Source organism: Pseudomonas sp. FG43 (assembly GCF_057809175.1).
In genome coordinates, this window is sequence record NZ_JBMDJL010000005.1 from 124,326 (window position 1) to 141,136 (window position 16,811).

13 protein-coding genes are annotated in these 16,811 nt (G+C 58.4%); 8 read left to right on the plus strand and 5 right to left on the minus strand.

The window, feature by feature from the left end; genetic code table 11:
• Positions 1-86 precede the first annotated feature (86 nt).
• From ACODS3_RS08105 to yccS, 6 genes are all read left to right on the plus strand, one after another.
• Positions 87-1,529, plus strand: coding sequence for a TldD/PmbA family protein (locus tag ACODS3_RS08105; RefSeq protein WP_201018275.1), 1,443 nt, complete (start codon positions 87-89; stop codon positions 1,527-1,529).
• Positions 1,529-2,854: a TldD/PmbA family protein gene (locus tag ACODS3_RS08110; protein ID WP_489033964.1), complete on the plus strand. Its 1,326-nt coding sequence runs from the start codon at positions 1,529-1,531 to the stop codon at positions 2,852-2,854. The genes ACODS3_RS08105 and ACODS3_RS08110 overlap by 1 nt, the downstream gene beginning before the upstream one ends.
• A gap of 96 nt (positions 2,855-2,950) precedes the next feature.
• Positions 2,951-4,345 carry a multidrug transporter subunit MdtD gene (gene mdtD, locus ACODS3_RS08115; RefSeq protein WP_201018277.1) on the plus strand — a complete coding sequence of 465 codons (1,395 nt, stop codon included), beginning with the start codon at positions 2,951-2,953 and terminating at the stop codon, positions 4,343-4,345.
• A 150-nt stretch (positions 4,346-4,495) separates the two neighbouring features.
• On the plus strand, positions 4,496-5,875 hold the full coding sequence (dbpA, locus tag ACODS3_RS08120) for an ATP-dependent RNA helicase DbpA (RefSeq protein ID WP_201018278.1): 1,380 nt from the start codon (positions 4,496-4,498) through the stop codon (positions 5,873-5,875).
• A gap of 68 nt (positions 5,876-5,943) precedes the next feature.
• Entirely contained in the window at positions 5,944-7,122 is a 1,179-nt protein-coding gene (locus ACODS3_RS08125; RefSeq protein ID WP_304574832.1) for a BaiN/RdsA family NAD(P)/FAD-dependent oxidoreductase, read from the plus strand.
• A gap of 124 nt (positions 7,123-7,246) precedes the next feature.
• Entirely contained in the window at positions 7,247-9,442 is a 2,196-nt protein-coding gene (yccS, locus tag ACODS3_RS08130) for a YccS family putative transporter (RefSeq protein WP_201001603.1), read from the plus strand.
• Here the strand turns inward: yccS and ACODS3_RS08135 are convergent.
• A complete protein-coding gene (locus ACODS3_RS08135) occupies positions 9,408-10,160 on the minus strand; it encodes a substrate-binding periplasmic protein (protein ID WP_489033965.1) in 753 nt (250 codons plus the stop codon). The genes yccS and ACODS3_RS08135 overlap by 35 nt on opposite strands.
• A gap of 258 nt (positions 10,161-10,418) precedes the next feature.
• Here ACODS3_RS08135 and ACODS3_RS08140 point away from each other — a divergent pair, with 258 nt between their 5' ends.
• Positions 10,419-10,877, plus strand: a complete 459-nt coding sequence (locus ACODS3_RS08140) for a GNAT family N-acetyltransferase (RefSeq protein WP_304574834.1) — start codon at positions 10,419-10,421, stop codon at positions 10,875-10,877.
• Positions 10,878-10,889: 12 nt separating this feature from the next.
• Here ACODS3_RS08140 and ACODS3_RS08145 read toward each other — a convergent pair whose 3' ends face one another.
• The 3 genes from ACODS3_RS08145 to ACODS3_RS08155 are packed head-to-tail and all read right to left on the minus strand — an operon-like array spanning position 10,890 to position 13,907.
• On the minus strand, positions 10,890-11,186 hold the full coding sequence (locus ACODS3_RS08145; protein WP_201001597.1) for a winged helix-turn-helix domain-containing protein: 297 nt from the start codon (positions 11,184-11,186) through the stop codon (positions 10,890-10,892).
• Positions 11,187-11,211: 25 nt separating this feature from the next.
• Positions 11,212-11,739, minus strand: a complete 528-nt coding sequence (locus ACODS3_RS08150; protein ID WP_201001596.1) for a M48 metallopeptidase family protein — start codon at positions 11,737-11,739, stop codon at positions 11,212-11,214.
• A 41-nt stretch (positions 11,740-11,780) separates the two neighbouring features.
• Complete coding sequence (locus tag ACODS3_RS08155; RefSeq protein WP_489033966.1) at positions 11,781-13,907, minus strand: two-component system response regulator; 2,127 nt, start codon at positions 13,905-13,907, stop codon at positions 11,781-11,783.
• 309 nt (positions 13,908-14,216) lie between these two features.
• On the opposite strand from ACODS3_RS08155, the gene ACODS3_RS08160 reads away from it, so the two are divergent.
• Complete coding sequence (locus ACODS3_RS08160; RefSeq protein ID WP_201001594.1) at positions 14,217-14,888, plus strand: polysaccharide lyase family 7 protein; 672 nt, start codon at positions 14,217-14,219, stop codon at positions 14,886-14,888.
• A gap of 69 nt (positions 14,889-14,957) precedes the next feature.
• Here the strand turns inward: ACODS3_RS08160 and putP are convergent, their stop codons facing one another.
• A complete protein-coding gene (gene putP / locus ACODS3_RS08165) occupies positions 14,958-16,445 on the minus strand; it encodes a sodium/proline symporter PutP (RefSeq protein ID WP_489033967.1) in 1,488 nt (495 codons plus the stop codon).
• Positions 16,446-16,811: the final 366 nt, after the last annotated feature.

Here is a 16,811-nt window from a genome sequence, read left to right on the forward strand (position 1 = left end):
TGTTCCCTTCGCGAATGAATTCGCTCCTACAGTAGGAGCGAATTCATTCGCGAACACCTTGCCCGCCCAACAAGGAGCCTCTCTGCATGTTCGATTTCTCCGCTCAGCTCAAGCAGCGGTTCGCCGCACTGCAGAGCGATGCGCAATTCTTTTCCGTACGTTATGTCCGCAGAACCAGCCAGCACCTGAGCGTACGCAAGAACGTGGCCGAGCCGCCATCGCTGGGTAGCGATGAAGGGGCGATGCTGACCGTGCGCCTCAATGGTGTCGAAACCTACGCCGCCACCAACGACATTTCCCAGCGTGGCTTGCAGGCCGCGCTGCACCAGGCCGAAGAGCTGGCTCGCCGCCTGGCGCCGCATTCGCTGCTGGACCTGACTGATCAGACTGTCTCGACAGCCCGCGCCGATTACCTGTCGCCCAACCTGAGCAATGCCTTCCCGAGCCTGAGCGATTGCATCGATGTGCTGATGGCCGAGTCGAAGGCCGTACCCAAAGACGAGCGTCTGGTGAACTGGCAAGCAGGGCTGGGACTGGAAAACGTTGAGCAGATTTACCTCAACAGCGCAGGCGCCGAGATTCGTCAGGCACAGCGCTTCGTCTTTCCAGGCATGACGGTAACCGCCTACGACGGTCGTGACAGCCAGACCCGCAGCCTGGGCCGCGATAACTTCGGCCAGCAAGGCGGTGCAGAAATCATCAGCAATTGCGGACTGATCGGCGCTGCCGCACAGGTTGCCGATCAAGCGCTGCAATTGATCCTGGCCCCCAACACACCAACTGGCCCGCGTGATCTGCTGCTGATGCCGGACCAGATGATCTTGCAGATCCACGAATCCATCGGCCATCCACTGGAGCTGGACCGGATTCTGGGTGACGAGCGCAATTACGCCGGCACCAGCTTCGTCAAGGCATCGGACTTCGGCACGCTGCAATACGGCTCCAGCCTGCTCAACGTGACTTTCGACCCCGAAATCCCCGAGCAACTGGCCAGTTACGGTCATGACGACGATGGCACGGCGGCTAGCAAGCAGTTCCTGATTCGCGACGGCCTGTTACAGAGGCCATTGGGTGGTGCGCTGTCGCAATACCGCTCCGGCCTGCCGGGCGTCGCCAACAGCCGCGCCTGTAACTGGAACCGTCCACCCATCGACCGTATGGCCAACCTGAATATCGAACCGGGCGACCAGTCGCTGGAGCAACTGATCGGCAATATCGAGCACGGCATCCTGATGTCCACCAACCGCTCGTGGTCCATCGACGATGCGCGCAACAAATTCCAGTTCGGTTGCGAGTGGGGCCAGTTGATCGAAAACGGCGAACTCAGGGGCGTGGTCAAGAACCCCAACTATCGGGCTATTTCCGCGCAGTTCTGGCGCAACCTCAGCGCGGTCGGCGATGCCAGTACCTTCAAGGTGCTGGGCACGCCCAATTGCGGGAAGGGCGAACCCAATCAGGTGGTGCGTGTCGGTCATGCCTCGCCAGCCTGTGTCTTCGCCAATGTCGATGTATTTGGAGGTGATGCCTGATGTCTCATCAACAGCAATTCGAGGCATTGGTCGCCGTCCTCAAGGCAGATATCGGCCCGAACGAACATTTCACACTGGCTTATAACGCCGAAGCTTCGGATTTCATTCGCTTCAATCATGGCCAGGTCCGTCAGGCCGGGCATGTGCAGCAAGCCAGCGTGACCTTCAAACTGATCGATGACGGGCGGCATGCCGATCTGGAACTGACACTCTCCGGCGATGCCGAGGTCGACAGCCAGCGTCTGAAGCAGGCCTTGCTGCAACTGCGCGAAACCTTGGTATCACTCGCCAAGGACCCGTATCTACTGCCCAATACCGAGGCCTGGCACAGCAACAATCTGCAAGAGCCGCCGCTACCGGACAGTGGGCAAGTCGTGGAGCTGATCAGCGGGTTGTCTCAGGGTCTGGACCTGGTGGGCTTTTATGCAGCAGGTCCGGTGTATCGCGGCTTCGCCAGTTCCTGGGGGGCGCTGGGTTGGCATCAGGCCAACAGCTTCAATTTCGACTGGAGCCTGTTCCACGAGAACGGCCAGGCCGTGAAAGCCAACTATGCCGGGCATGACTGGAATAGCGAGGCCTTTACCAGACGCTTCAATCAGGCCCGCGAGCAGTTGGAGTTTCTCGGGCGTCCGCTGCGCACTCTGGAGCCCGGTCAGTACCGCGCTTACCTGGCACCTGCCGCACTGGATGAAATCATCGGCATGCTGTGCTGGGGCGGATTTTCCGCACAGGCACTGGCCAGCAAGCACAGCCCGTTGCAGCGACTGTACAGCGGCGACACCCGTTTCAGCCCGCTGTTCAGCCTGGATGAACAGGTCAGCGGCTCACTGTCACCGGCATTTTCCCGCGAAGGCTATCCACGCAAAGACCTGTCCCTGATCGCCGCTGGCGAAGCACGGGAACAACTGGTCGACTCCAGCAGCGCCGCCGAATACGGCCTGCAAGCAAACGGCGCAGATTACGGCGAGTGGCCAAGCGCACTGAGCATGGCGGGCGGTACTCTGGAGCAGGAACAGATTCTCAAGCAGCTCGGCACTGGCCTGTATATCAGCAACCTCTGGTATCTGAATTTTTCCGATCAGTCTGCGGCACGCCTGACGGGCATGACCCGCTTTGCGACCTTCTGGGTCGAGGACGGCAAGATCGTCGCACCGGTCAGTACCATGCGTTTTGATGACAGCGCCTACAGCCTGCTGGGCAACGCTTTGGAAAACCTGACCCGCGAGCGGGAGCTTATCCTGTCGGCCAGTACTTATAGCCAGCGGCAGACAGCTTCCATTCAGTTGCCCGGGGCTTTGATAAGCAAGCTGACGTTGACGTTGTAGCCCTTCTTCGCGAATAAATTCGCTCCTACGGGGTTGTCTGTGGGAGCGAATCGGGCGGCGCTCCGCTTATTCGCGCACAACATCACAGGAAATGACATGCCGCACCTGGACGAAAAAACCCTGCGCTGGATGCCTTGGGTCATCGCCATCGCCTTCTTCATGCAAAGCCTGGACGGGACAATCCTCAACACGGCGCTGCCGTCCATGGCCCGTTCGCTGGAAGAAGATCCCCTGCGCATGCAGTCGGTGGTCATTGCCTACATGTTGACCATCGCCCTGCTGATTCCTGCTTCGGGGTGGATTGCCGATCGCTTCGGCATCAAACGCATCTTTTTCAGCGCCATCCTCTTGTTCAGCTTCGGCTCGTTGCTGTGCGCACTGTCCAACTCGCTGAACATGCTGGTGGCAGCACGGATCATTCAGGGGCTTGGCGGCGCGTTGATGCTGCCTATCGGGCGCTTGATCGTATTACGCGCCTACCCACGCTCGGAACTGGTGCGGATCATGGGCTTCATTACCGTGCCCGGCCTGTTGGGTCCGTTGCTCGGGCCGACCATGGGCGGCTGGATGGTCGAGTATTTCAGTTGGCACTGGATCTTCCTGATCAATATTCCGGTGGGTTTGCTGGGCTGCTATGCGGTCAAGCATTTCATCCCGGATATCCCAGGCGGCGGGCGCACACGTTTCGACGGCACAGGATTCATTCTGTTCGGAGCCTCGATGGTGCTGATCACCATTGCACTGGAAGGCCTGGGCGAGCTGCACCTGCCGCACATGCGTGTGGTCTTGCTGCTGTTCGCCGGCCTGGGCTGTCTGGCGGCCTACTGGCTGCGGGCCGGGCATGTAGAGTTTCCACTCTTTGCACCGTCGTTGTTTCGCACCCGGACCTTTGCGGTGGGCATCCTGGGCAATCTGTTTGCGCGACTGGGCAGTGGCGCCCTGCCGTTTCTGGTGCCCTTGCTGCTGCAGATCCCGCTGGGTTATTCACCGGCGCAGGCCGGCATGAGCATGCTGCCGCTGGCCGCCGCCGGAATGTTCGCCAAAACCGTGGCCCGCTGGCTGATCGAACTGCTGGGGTATCGCACCATCCTGACCGGCAACACGCTGCTGCTTGGAATACTGCTGGCGACCCTGGCGCTGGTGGACACTCAAACCCCGTACTGGGTGCTGCTTGTCCATCTGGCCCTGCTGGGCGCAGTGAACGCCTTGCAGTTCACCGCCATGAACACCGTGACCCTGATCGACCTGGACGACGCCAGCACCGCCAGTGGCAACAGCCTGCTGTCGGTCGTCGCGCAATTGTCACTGAGCCTGGGCGTGGCATCCGCTGCCGCCCTGCTGGGCGGCTTTACCGATGACGTGGCCACGGGCGAAGTCAGCAGTGTGCTGGGGGCTTTTCAACTGACCTTCCTGAGCGTGGGAGTACTGGCGATGTTTGCGGCGGGGATATTTCTGCAACTGCCTGCGCAGGAAGGTAAGAAATTGAGATAAAGGGAGTAGGAGCGAATTCATTCGCGAATGACTGTTTTCGCGAATGAATTCGCTCCTACAGTTTGCTGCGCCATTTATCGACATTGCCATCTGAGCTGGCCTTACGACCTGATACACTGCGCGACATTTTTGTTTTGCAGGTCCTCTGTCGTGACTAACACCGCTTTCAACACTTTGCCCCTGTCCGCTGCCATGCTGGCTAACCTGGAGTCGCTTGGTTATGCCGAGATGACGCCGATTCAGGCGCAAAGCCTGCCGGTGATTCTCAAGGGCATGGACCTGATCGCTCAGGCCAAGACCGGCAGCGGCAAGACCGCCGCCTTTGGTATCGGGCTGCTGAACCCGATCAATCCGCGCTTCTTCGGTTGCCAGGCGCTGGTGATGTGCCCGACACGCGAGCTGGCCGATCAGGTGGCCAAGGAAATTCGCCGTCTGGCACGCTCCGAAGACAACATCAAAGTGCTGACCCTGTGTGGCGGCGTGCCTTTCGGGCCGCAGATCGGTTCGCTGGAGCATGGCGCGCACATCATCGTCGGCACGCCGGGCCGTATCCAGCAGCATTTGCGCAAGGGCTCGCTGGTACTGGACGGGCTGAACACGCTGATCCTCGATGAAGCCGACCGCATGCTGGACATGGGCTTCTACGACGCCATCGCCGACATCATCGAACAGACTCCGCAACGTCGCCAGACCCTGCTGTTCTCGGCCACCTACCCGGTCGGTATCAAGCAACTGGCGTCCAAATTCATGCGTGATCCACAGACCGTCAAGGTCGAAGCGCTGCATGCCGACAGCCAGATCGAGCAGATTTTCTACGAAATCTCCCCGGAGCAACGTCTGGAAGCGGTGGTCAAGGTGCTTGGGCATTTCCGCCCGACTTCCTGTGTCGCGTTCTGCTTCACCAAGCAGCAGGTCCAGGAAGTGGTCGACCACCTGACCGCCAAGGGCATGTCCGCCGTGGGCCTGCATGGCGACCTGGAGCAGCGTGATCGTGATCAGGTACTGGCGATGTTCGCCAACCGCAGCACTTCGGTACTGGTCGCCACCGACGTCGCAGCCCGCGGTCTGGATATCGATGCACTGGACATGGTCATCAACGTTGAGCTGGCCCGCGACTCGGAAATCCACATCCACCGTGTCGGTCGTACCGGGCGTGCGGGCGAGACAGGTATTGCCGTCAGCCTCGTGGCCCCTTCGGAAAGCCAGCGTGCCCGCGCCATCGAAGAGCTGCAGAAGGCTCCGTTGAACTGGCAGCAGTACGACAACCTGAGCGTCAAGGAAGGCGGCAAGTTGCTGCCTGCCATGACAACCCTGTGCATCGGCTCGGGTCGCAAGGACAAGCTGCGTCCGGGCGATATTCTGGGTGCATTGACGGGCGAGGCCGGTGTTCCGGGCGCGCAGGTCGGCAAGATCGCCATCTTCGACTTCCAGGCCTATGTGGCCGTCGAGCGCAGCATCGCCAAACAGGCGCTGGAGCGTTTGAACAATGGCAAGATCAAGGGCAAGTCGTTGCGGGTTCGTATCTTGTAAAAAGCGTCGCGGGCAAGCCCCCTCCCACAGGTTGAACATTATTCCCGGCTCCACACGAGGACCATGCTGTGCCCGTTACTGACGTTGTAATCATTGGCGCTGGCGCCGCAGGTTTGATGTGTGCGCTCACCGCCGCAGGTCGTGGGCGCAAGGTGATGCTGATCGATCACGCCAACAAGCCGGGCAAGAAGATTCTCATGTCCGGTGGCGGGCGCTGCAACTTCACCAACATGTACACGGAGCCGGGCAATTTTCTGTCGCAGAACCCGCACTTCTGCAAGTCGGCACTGGCCCGCTATACCCAGTGGGACTTCATCGCCATGGTCGCCAAGCATGGCGTTCCGTACCACGAGAAGAAGCTGGGCCAGTTGTTCTGCGATAACAAGTCCAGCGACATTCTCGAAATGCTCCTCGAAGAGTGCCGACAGGCCGGTGCCAGCCTGCACATGGACACTTCCGTGCAGCAGATCGAAAAGACTGAAACCGGCTATAGCCTGGAAACCACCCTTGGCACCTTGAGCTGCGAATCGCTGGTAATCGCCACCGGCGGTCTGTCGATCCCGACGCTGGGGGCCACAGGTTTCGGCTATCAGGTCGGCAAGCAATTCGGCCATACGCTGCTGCCGACTCGCGCCGGGCTGGTGCCGTTCACCATTACCGACCAGCTCAAGGAACTGTGCAGCGAGCTGTCGGGGACGTCGGTGGATTGTCTGGTCAGCTGCAATGACATGAGCTTTCGCGAGAACATCCTGTTTACCCACCGTGGCCTCAGTGGCCCGGCAATCCTGCAGATCTCGTCGTTCTGGCAGCCGGGCGACTGCGTGGAAATCAACCTGCTGCCCGATCACGACGTCCCGAACTGGCTGACCGAGCAGCAAGCCGAACGCCCGAACAGCGAGTTGAAGACCCTGCTGGGGGAAATCTTCACCAAGAAGATGGCCAACCTGATTGCCGAGCACTGGTTCGTTTCCAAGCCGATGAAGCAGTACACCCATGCAGAACTGGCCGGGATCGCTGAAAAGCTGGCGGGCTGGCAGGTCGTGCCGGCCGGCACCGAAGGCTATCGAACCGCCGAGGTTACGCTGGGCGGGATCGATACCCGTGAAGTGTCTTCCAAGACCATGGAATCGCTGAAATCGCCTGGGCTGTATTTCGTGGGTGAAGTGCTGGATGTGAGCGGCCATCTGGGCGGCTTCAATTTTCAGTGGGCCTGGGCATCGGCTTATGCGGCGGCCCAATACGTCTGACAGACAGGACGTAGCTCACAGCGGGCAATAATTTTTTTCCCAAGCGGATGTACAGGCCAGCCTCGGGCCTGTACATATCTTTCTGCGGGATCGATCAATTGCGAACAAGGCCGTCAGCTCATTCATGGCATCAAAATCTCTGCGTCATACACTCCGTCGGTTATGGGCGCTGGACAAGTTCAGCTATAGCGTTCGAGTCTTTATCGCGCTGACCGGCAGCATGGCGCTGTGTTGGTATCAAAATGAGATGGGCTTGTTGATCCCGCTGTTCCTGGGGATTATCGCCTGCGCTCTGGCCGAAACCGATGACAGTTGGCAAGGCCGTCTCAATGCGCTGGCTGTGACGCTGGTGTGTTTCAGCATTGCCGCGCTGGCCGTCGAACTCCTGTTTCCCTATCCCTGGCTGTTCGTTTGCGCGCTGGCCCTGGCCAGTTTCTGCCTGACCATGCTCGGGGCGCTGGGCGAGCGCTATGGTGCGATTGCCTATGGAACACTGATTCTGTCGGTCTACACCATGATTGGCGTGGACCAGCGCGGTGGCGAGGTTCTCGATTTCTGGCATGAGCCGATGCTGCTGGTGGCGGGCGCGGCCTGGTACGGCTTGCTGTCGGTGTTATGGCAGATGCTGTTTTCCAACCAGCCGGTCCAGCAGGCGCTGGCACGGCTGTTTCGCGAACTTGGGCTGTACCTCAAGCTCAAGTCGACTCTGTTCGAGCCGATTCGCACCCTCAATGTGGAAGAGCGACGCCTGGAGCTGGCCAAACAGAACGGCCGGGTCGTTGCAGCGCTGAACACCACCAAGGAAATCATCTTGCATCGGGTCGGCAATGGCCGACCCGGCTCGAAAGTCAGCCGTTATCTGAAGCTGTACTTCATTGCGCAGGACATTCACGAGCGCGCCAGCTCTTCGCATTATCCGTACAACTCGCTGGCCGAAGCGTTTTTCCACAGCGATGTGCTGTTCCGCTGCCAGCGTCTGCTGCGTCAGCAGGGCGTGGCCTGCCAGGCGTTGTCCGAATCCATCCAGTTACGCCAGCCGTTTGTCTACGACCCAAGCTTTGCCGAAGCGATGGAAGACCTGCGCGCCTCCCTTGAGCACTTGCGCATCCAGAGCAACCCGGCGTGGCGCAGCCTGTTGCGCTCCTTGCGGGCACTGGCGGCCAACCTTGAAACCCTGGATCGCCTGATCAGCGATGCCAGCAACCCGGACGCCTTGGCCGATGCGACCGACAGCAGCCTGCTGGACCGTTCGCCGCGCAATCTCAAGGACGTCTGGACACGCCTGCGCCTGCAAATGACGCCGACCTCGCTGCTGTTCCGTCATGCCTTGCGCCTGCCGCTGGCCCTGACGGTGGGTTACGCCATGGTGCATCTGATCCACCCTTCACAAGGCTACTGGATCATCCTGACCACCGTTTTCGTCTGCCAGCCAAGTTACGGCGCGACCCGGCGCAAGCTGGTGCAAAGGATCATCGGCACCGCTCTTGGCCTGACCGTGGGCTGGGCGCTTTTCGATCTGGTGACCAACCCGGTCCTGCAATCGATGTGTGCTGTGCTGGCGGGCGTGGTGTTCTTCGTCAACCGCACAACGCGCTACACCCTCTCGACCGCAGCGATCACAGTGATGGTGCTGTTCTGTTTCAATCAGGTGGGCGATGGCTACGGGTTATTCCTGCCACGCCTGTTCGATACCCTGCTGGGCAGCCTGATTGCCGGGCTTGCGGTGTTCCTGTTCCTGCCTGACTGGCAAGGGCGCAAGCTGAACAAGGTGCTGGCCAATACCCTGAGCTGCAACAGCACCTACCTGCGCCAGATCATGCAGCAATACGCCAAGGGCAAGAGCGACGACCTGGCTTATCGTCTGGCACGACGCAATGCGCACAATGCCGATGCGGCGCTCTCCACGACGCTGGCGAACATGCTGATGGAGCCTGGGCACTTCCGCAAGGAAGCCGACGTGGGCTTTCGCTTCCTGGTGCTGTCGCACACGCTGCTGAGTTATCTCTCGGGGCTGGGCGCGCATCGCGATACCCAACTGCCCAGCGATGTCCACGAACAGCTCATCGATGGTGCAGGCGCGGCACTGGCGACCAGCATTGATGAAATCGCCCAGAGCCTGGCCGAAAAGAAACCGGTAGCCGTGCAGAACGATGTGGAAGAAGAGCTGGCCACCCAACTGGAACAGATGCCCGACGAACTGGACGAAAGCCAGCGACTGGTACAAACGCAACTGGCCTTGATCTATCGCCAGCTGGCGCCACTACGCACACTGGCGGCGCATTTGATCAAAGGGCCGGAGGCAACAGACCGTGCCGTCTGAGTAGTTCGTCGTAGGTGCCATCTGCTTTCATGCACGCGATTTCCCGGTCAAAACCGGCAACGATTTCCGCATGCCTGGGGTTCTTCAGGCTGACCAGAATATGCAGGCTGTTCTCGCTCAGCGAGTCCGGCAGGAACTCCAGGCGGTTGCGCACCTCGTCATGCTCGTTAGCCAGGCTGTAGCGGGCCACGAACTCATCTTCCAGAGCCAGATCCACACGCCCGGCAGCCAGCATGTTCGCAGCCATCGAAAAATTGTGGACCGGTACTTTTTTCAGCGCCGGGTCATTATCGAACGCCGGGTAGTAGGCATAACCGCGCACCACCGCAATGACGTACTTATGCAGTTGGGCAAGGTTCGAGGTATCGATATCCGAGCCTTTGCGCTTGAGAAAGCGCACACGATTGACCAGATACTCGGCAGAAAACTGGCCAACCCGCGTGCGCTCCTGATTGAACCAGGCATTGATCAGCACATCATTGCGCCCCTCGGCGATACCATGCATCGCCCGCGCCCAAGGGACCTGCTCGTATACCGTTCGATACCCGGCACGCTGCAAGGCGGTCCTCACGATATCGGTCGCCAGACCGTCGTTGAGCAGTGCGTCATCAGTGAAGGGAGGCCAGGCATCGGCGACCAGGCGCAACTTCTCCTCTGCGCCAGCCTGGGCGATCAACAGTAATCCCAGCAACCCAATGGCTTGAAGCAATCGCGACATGCTTGAATTCCCCAGGTGGGCAGCATGCCCGATCCAGACTGATAGCCGTTGACCAACGCCGACACTTGAATCCTGACCTGTATTGAAGACCCAATCCCGCCAGGAAACAACCCATATGAATGTTGCATATATACGATTGATCCAGAAAATATTTTGCCTCACATGGGCCAGAGCCACCGATGGACATCACAGCGTTTTATTGGGAATGCGGCCGGATGCGTTTAGAATTCCTTTCTGGTTTATCTGCGAGTCAAAAACATGCCTATCAAATGGATCTGCAAACACCATACCGACCTGAGCATCGAACAGCTTTATGCCGTTCTGAAACTGCGCTCCGAGGTGTTCGTGGTCGAGCAGCAGTGCGTGTATCAGGATGTTGATGGTCTGGACCTGACAGGCGATACCTGCCATTTGATGGCCTGGCAAGGAAGTAAGCTGGTGGCTTACCTGCGCTTGCTGGACCCGATCCAGCAAGGCGGCGATGTCACCATTGGCCGCGTGGTCACCGCACCGTCGATTCGCAGCAAAGGCATGGGCCATGAACTGATGGTGCAGGCGCTGGATCATGCAGAAAAGAAATGGCCCGACCAGCCCATCTATCTGTCGGCGCAAGCGCATTTGCAGGGCTACTACAGCCGCTACGGCTTCAACGCGGTCGGCGAGGTGTATCTGGAAGACGATATCCCGCACATCGGCATGCGCCGCGATCTCGAATAAAGCAGAACGTCTTCAGGGATAACCCAGCACGGCTTTGATATTGGCCAGATTCCGGGTTATCCAGTCGCTGTCGATCGCACCCCAGTCACGAATCCGGTAGTGCCCTGCATGGTTGCGGGCGCCTTCCTGTTGCTCGAATTCGCATTCGATATCAAGGTCGGCCAGTGCGGCGATGGTGTCCTGGGCCGTACGGCGCGGCATGCCGGTGACCTCCGTCAACTCGGGCACCGTGCTGGCGATCTGGCGGTCGATCAGATAAGCCACATACAGGCGCCGATAGAAACTGCTTTTGGTCTTGCTGACATCCATCTTCAAATCCTTGTTGGCACGATATTCAGCTTGTCGATCTGGCGCCTGCCTGCAGATCGCGATACGTCAGATAAACCCGCAAGTCGAATTCCAGCTGGTGATAGCCGGGCTGCATGTACTCACACAACTGGTAGAACGCCTTGTTGTGATCGGACTCCTTGAAGTGAGCCAGCTCATGCACCACGATCATTCGCAAGAACTGCGGCGCCGCCTCCTTGAACAGCGCAGCGACGCGAATCTCCTTCTTGGCCTTGAGCTTGCCGCCCTGCACTCGCGAAACCGTGGTGTGTAAACCGAGCGCGCGATGAGTCAGGTCGAGGCGGTTATCGAACAGCACCTTGTCGATAGGCGGCGCATTGCGCAGGTGCTCCTGCTTCAAGGCCAGGGCATAGGCATACAGCGCCTTGTCACTCTGGATCTGATGCCGCTCCGAATAGCGCTGTTGCAGATAATCGCCCAGTTTGTCCTGCGCAATCAGTTGCCGCACCTGATCCTGAAGGGACGCAGGATAGGCTTGCAGGTATTTGAGCGGAGCAAGAGCTGAAGCAGTCATGGGGCCGTGACAAATGATTCAAAGGCGCCAGTCTACCGCAATCAGGCCAGCAGCCTCGACCAGTCATAGCGCTGCGGGAAAGACAGGGTGTCTCCGGCATCCAGCGGATAGGCCACCAGAAAACCCTGAATGACCTGGCAACCGTTGTTGACCAGCCACTCATACTGCTGGAGAGTCTCGACCCCTTCGGCAATCACCAATATGTCCAGGTTGCGGCACAGATCGATGATGCTGCGCGCCAGAACGGCATCGCGAGGCGAATCGAGCAGGCCGGCGATGAAGTGCCGGTCAAGCTTCAGGGTATCGAGCTGAAGATTGCGCAAGTGCGACAGCGAACAATCGCCCACACCGAAATCATCCAGCGCCACGCGCACACCGATATCGCGCAGTTGCTGTAATTGCTTGTGGCTGTGGCTCAGGTTGTTCACCAGCGAAGCTTCAGTGATCTCAACTTCCAGCTGGCCGGGCTGCAATTCAAAGCGCTCTATTGCCCGCCTCAGTTCCGCGGCCAGATTGGGCATGCAGAATTGTGTCGGGCTGATACTGACACTGACAACCAGATCGGAGGTAAAGACCCGACTCCACGTCTGGCGCTGCTCAGCGCTCTGATCGAAGATCCAGCTGCCCAGCCGGTTGATAAGCCGCGTTTCCTCCAGCAAGGGGATAAACAGGGCGGGCGGCACTTCTCCGACACTCGCGTGCTGCCAGCGCAACAGGGCTTCAAAGCCGCGCAGCCGTCCATCGGCGACGTAGACCTGAGGCTGATAGACCACAGAGAAGTTCTTGCCGTCGATGGCGTTGCGCACACTGTCTTCGAGCATCAGGCGCGAACGCGCACGACCGTTCATGTTCTGGTCATAGAACCGATACTGCTGGCGCCCTGCCCGCTTGGCTTCGTACATGGCGATATCCGCAGCCCGCAGCAAGCCATCGAGGTTGGAGCCACATTCAGGGTAAGTCGCAATTCCGATACTGACGCCCAAGGCAATATCCACACCGTCAACCTGACGCCTGACCGATACCCGCTCGATAAACTTTTCAGCCACCTTTGCAGCCTGCTCGGGATAGTCGAAGCCGTCGATCACCACGGTAAATTCATCGCCGCCCATACGCGCCAGAACATCGTAGGGGCGCAGGCAATCCTTGAGCTGCCCAGCCACCCAGAGCAGGACCTGATCGCCAGCATCATGGCCAAGCGAATCATTGATCTGCTTGAAGCCGTCCAGATCCAGATACAGCACGACCAGATACTTGTCCGCATGCTCGTTGCGCAACAGCATGCCTTCGACAGCCTGATAGAAACCACGGCGGTTGAGCAGCCCGGTCAAGGCATCGGTAACGGCCTGTTGTTCGAGCTGGTGATACAGGTCGCGCACCACCGACATATCGAGAATAGTCAGCACCATTGCCTTTTGTTCACAAGGCAATGGTGCGCAAGACAGCGCCACAGGCAACTGGCCGCCCTCGACAGTGCGCAGGACAGCATCATGCACACGGTAAGTGTCAGCCTGGCGATAGTGCTTGTAGAAGTCCGACTCCTGCCAGCTCTCGACCCCAGGCTCCAACACATAATCCAGCACGCTGGTCCCGCACAGTTGCTCGACAGTGGCATTGAGCAAACGGCAGATGGCCGGGTTGGCGAAACTGATGATGCCGCACTCATCGATCACCACAATGCCTTCAGCCACATTGGCCAGTACCGATGCATTGAACGCTCTTGCGCTCTCCAGCTCCTGAGTAAGCTTTTGCAAGGCACGACGATTGCGCTGCTGCTCCAGCAAGGCCTGGACCTTGGGCTTCAGCACGTTCGGGTCAAAGGGTTTGAACAGATAATCGACGGCACCGCTCGCATAGCCCTTGTGGACTGAAGCCGGGCTCTGCTCGTTGGCAGTAAGGAAGATGATCGGGGTCAGGCGCGTCCTCTGGCTGCCACGCATCAAACGTGCAACTTCGAATCCATCCATGTCAGGCATCTGCACATCCAGCAGAACCAGATCCACCTCCTGCTCAAGAAGCACCGTCAGCGCTTCGACTCCTGAACTGGCCGTGACAATGCGCCAGTCCGTGCGCTGCAGGACTGCGCACATCGTCACCAGGTTTTCAGGGTAGTCATCAACAACCAGAAGAACCGAAGAGCCATCATTGGGCTTGGATTGCACGCATTCCATGCTGCTTCTCTACTTGTGTGGGAGACGCCTGTTACAAAAAACCGTATCCAATCTGTATCAACTTTAGTCGCTCCTGAAAAAAGCAGCAGCAAGGCAGCTCATTGCCACCACAAAAGTTCCACATAACCGACTAACGGTATATTCCTACAGGCCATATAAATTCTGTCCTACAAGAAAAGTGACAGCACTTTGACGTCATTAGTTCGATCTCCAAGCATTAACAAATGCGCTTTCAAATCGTATAAGAACTGCCCGAACCCTCTGAATAGAGACTTCCGACAGTCGCATGAATATTTCTGGAAGCACAAAATGATAGATCTTGGATCCTGGAACCTCAGCATTCCGGTGGGCTCACCCCCCAAAACCATCGAAACCTCGCAACTGCGCCAAGGCTATGACGGCAAGTATTTCGAGTCGCACTCGGAATACATTTTCTTCTGGTCGCCCGTCACCGGGTCGCGCACCGAAAATGCCAAATACCCACGCAGCGAGCTGCGCGAGACGTGGTCTGACGGCACGTTGCACAACTGGCTGTATCCCGAAGCGGACAATTTTCTGAATGCGACCCTGGAGGTCAATCAGGTGCCGTCATCCGGCAAGATCGTGATTGGCCAGATACACGCCTACGACAGCACCGAGCCGATGCTGAAGGTCGAGTATCAGTACAAGACCAAAACCCAGACCGGCAATATCGTGGTGAAAGTTCGCAAACGCTTCGATGATGACGAAAGCAAAGTCATCAAGATTGCCGAAGGTGTTCCACTCAATGAGAAATTCAAATACATCATCCACCTGAGCCCCGGTGGTGAATTGAGTGTCAGTGCAAGAGATGTGAACTGGAGCACATCCATCAGCTCTTCCTGGAGTACAAAACCACTGTATTTCAAGGCTGGCGTATATACCCAGGACAACTCCGGCTACAGCACTGAAGGCGGAAAAGCCACGTTTTATAATCTGGATATCGATCACAACAAGATCTGATATGTACACCGCCTAAAAGAAAAGGCCCGCACTCAATGGGCGGGCCTCTTTCATTTCAGGACAAACCGATCAACGGGCAGCCTTGAACTCTTTCTCGGCAGCGATGAAACGCTCTTGCATCGAAGTCGACGGGCCTTTGCCAATCAGACTGAAGAGCACAATCGCGAGGCTGGCGAAGATAAAGCCCGGAACGATTTCATATAGCCCGATGGTGCTGAACTGCTTCCAGAGCACCACGGTTACTGCACCGACGACCACGCCAGCCAGCGCGCCATTGCGGGTCATGCCTTTCCACATCACCGAAATCAGCACCACCGGCCCGAATGCCGCGCCGAACCCGGCCCAGGCGTAGCTCACCAGACCCAATACGCGGTTTTCAGGGTTGGCGGCCAGCAGGATGGCAATCACAGCAACCAGCAGTACCATCGCCCGGCCGACCCAGACCAGCTCAAGCTGCGAAGCGTTCTTGCGCAGATACGCCTTGTAGAAGTCCTCGGTCAGGGCACTGGAGCACACCAGCAACTGGCAGCTCAGGGTGCTCATCACAGCCGCAAGAATCGCGGACAGCAGCACACCGGCAATCCATGGGTTGAACAGCAGCTTCGCCAGCTCGATGAATACCCGCTCCGGGTTCTCGGTCACAGGCCCGGCCACATCCGGGTTCGCCGCGAAGTAAGCGATACCGAAGAAACCCACCGCAACCGCACCGGCCAGACACAGGATCATCCAGGTCATGGAGATACGACGGGCACTGGCAATCGACTTGACCGAATCCGCCGCCATGAAGCGCGCCAGGATATGCGGCTGGCCGAAGTAGCCCAGGCCCCAGGCCAGCAGTGAAACGACACCGATGAAGGTGGTGTTCTTGAACATGTCGAAGCTGGTCGGGTTCTGGGCTTCGATGGCCAGGAACGTGGTGTCGATGCCGCCGGTCGCCAGCAGGGCGATGATCGGCGTGAGAATCAGCGCGAAGATCATCAGCGTGGCCTGAACCGTATCCGTCCAGCTCACCGCCAGGAAACCACCCACGAAGGTGTAGACGATGGTTGCTGCCGCGCCCGCCCACAACGATGTGGCGTAGGACATGCCGAAAGTGCTCTCGAACAGACGCGCGCCCGCCACGATGCCCGAAGCGCAATAGATGGTGAAGAACACCAGAATCACGATGGCCGAGATGATACGCAGCACGCCGCTGTTGTCTTCGAAACGGCTGCTGAAGTAATCCGGAAGGGTCAACGCATCACCGTTGTGCTCGGTCTGCACACGCAGACGACCGGCCACGAACAGCCAGTTCAGGTAAGCACCGGCTATCAGGCCGATGGCGATCCAGCTTTCCGACAGGCCGGACATGTAGATGGCACCGGGCAAGCCCATCAGCAGCCAGCCGCTCATGTCCGAAGCACCCGCCGAGAGGGCGGTCACCACGCTGCCGAGGCTGCGTCCGCCAAGGATGTAATCGGAGAGGTTGTTGGTGGAGCGATAGGCCATGAGGCCGATCAGCACCATAGCAGCGATATAGATCACGAAGGTGATCAGGATAGGGTTGTTGAAGCTCATGAGTTCTGCCTTGGCATTGTTTTTATGAAACGCCCGATACTCAGGGGAAGTCGGTTACCGAACCTGTTATCCATGCCTGTGTATCCGACGCAGCGCTGGCTGAGATTTCCGCAAGGAAGCAGCCACTGAACGACTCGCTAACGGTTGCACCGTGGCTGCGAATCCTATTAGACAAACTGAAAAAGGTGCAACCAAATTAAACGAATCAGTTGCACCTTCTGCAAAATGATCATTGCACTGTGATTTCCGCCCCATTTTGAAGCGGCAAATGACGCTTACGCAAAAGAAAACGCACCAGAATCACTCATTTGTCCCGTATAGCGGGGCCTCAAGAGAAATAGCCTTGAAATATTCCGCAAAAAACAG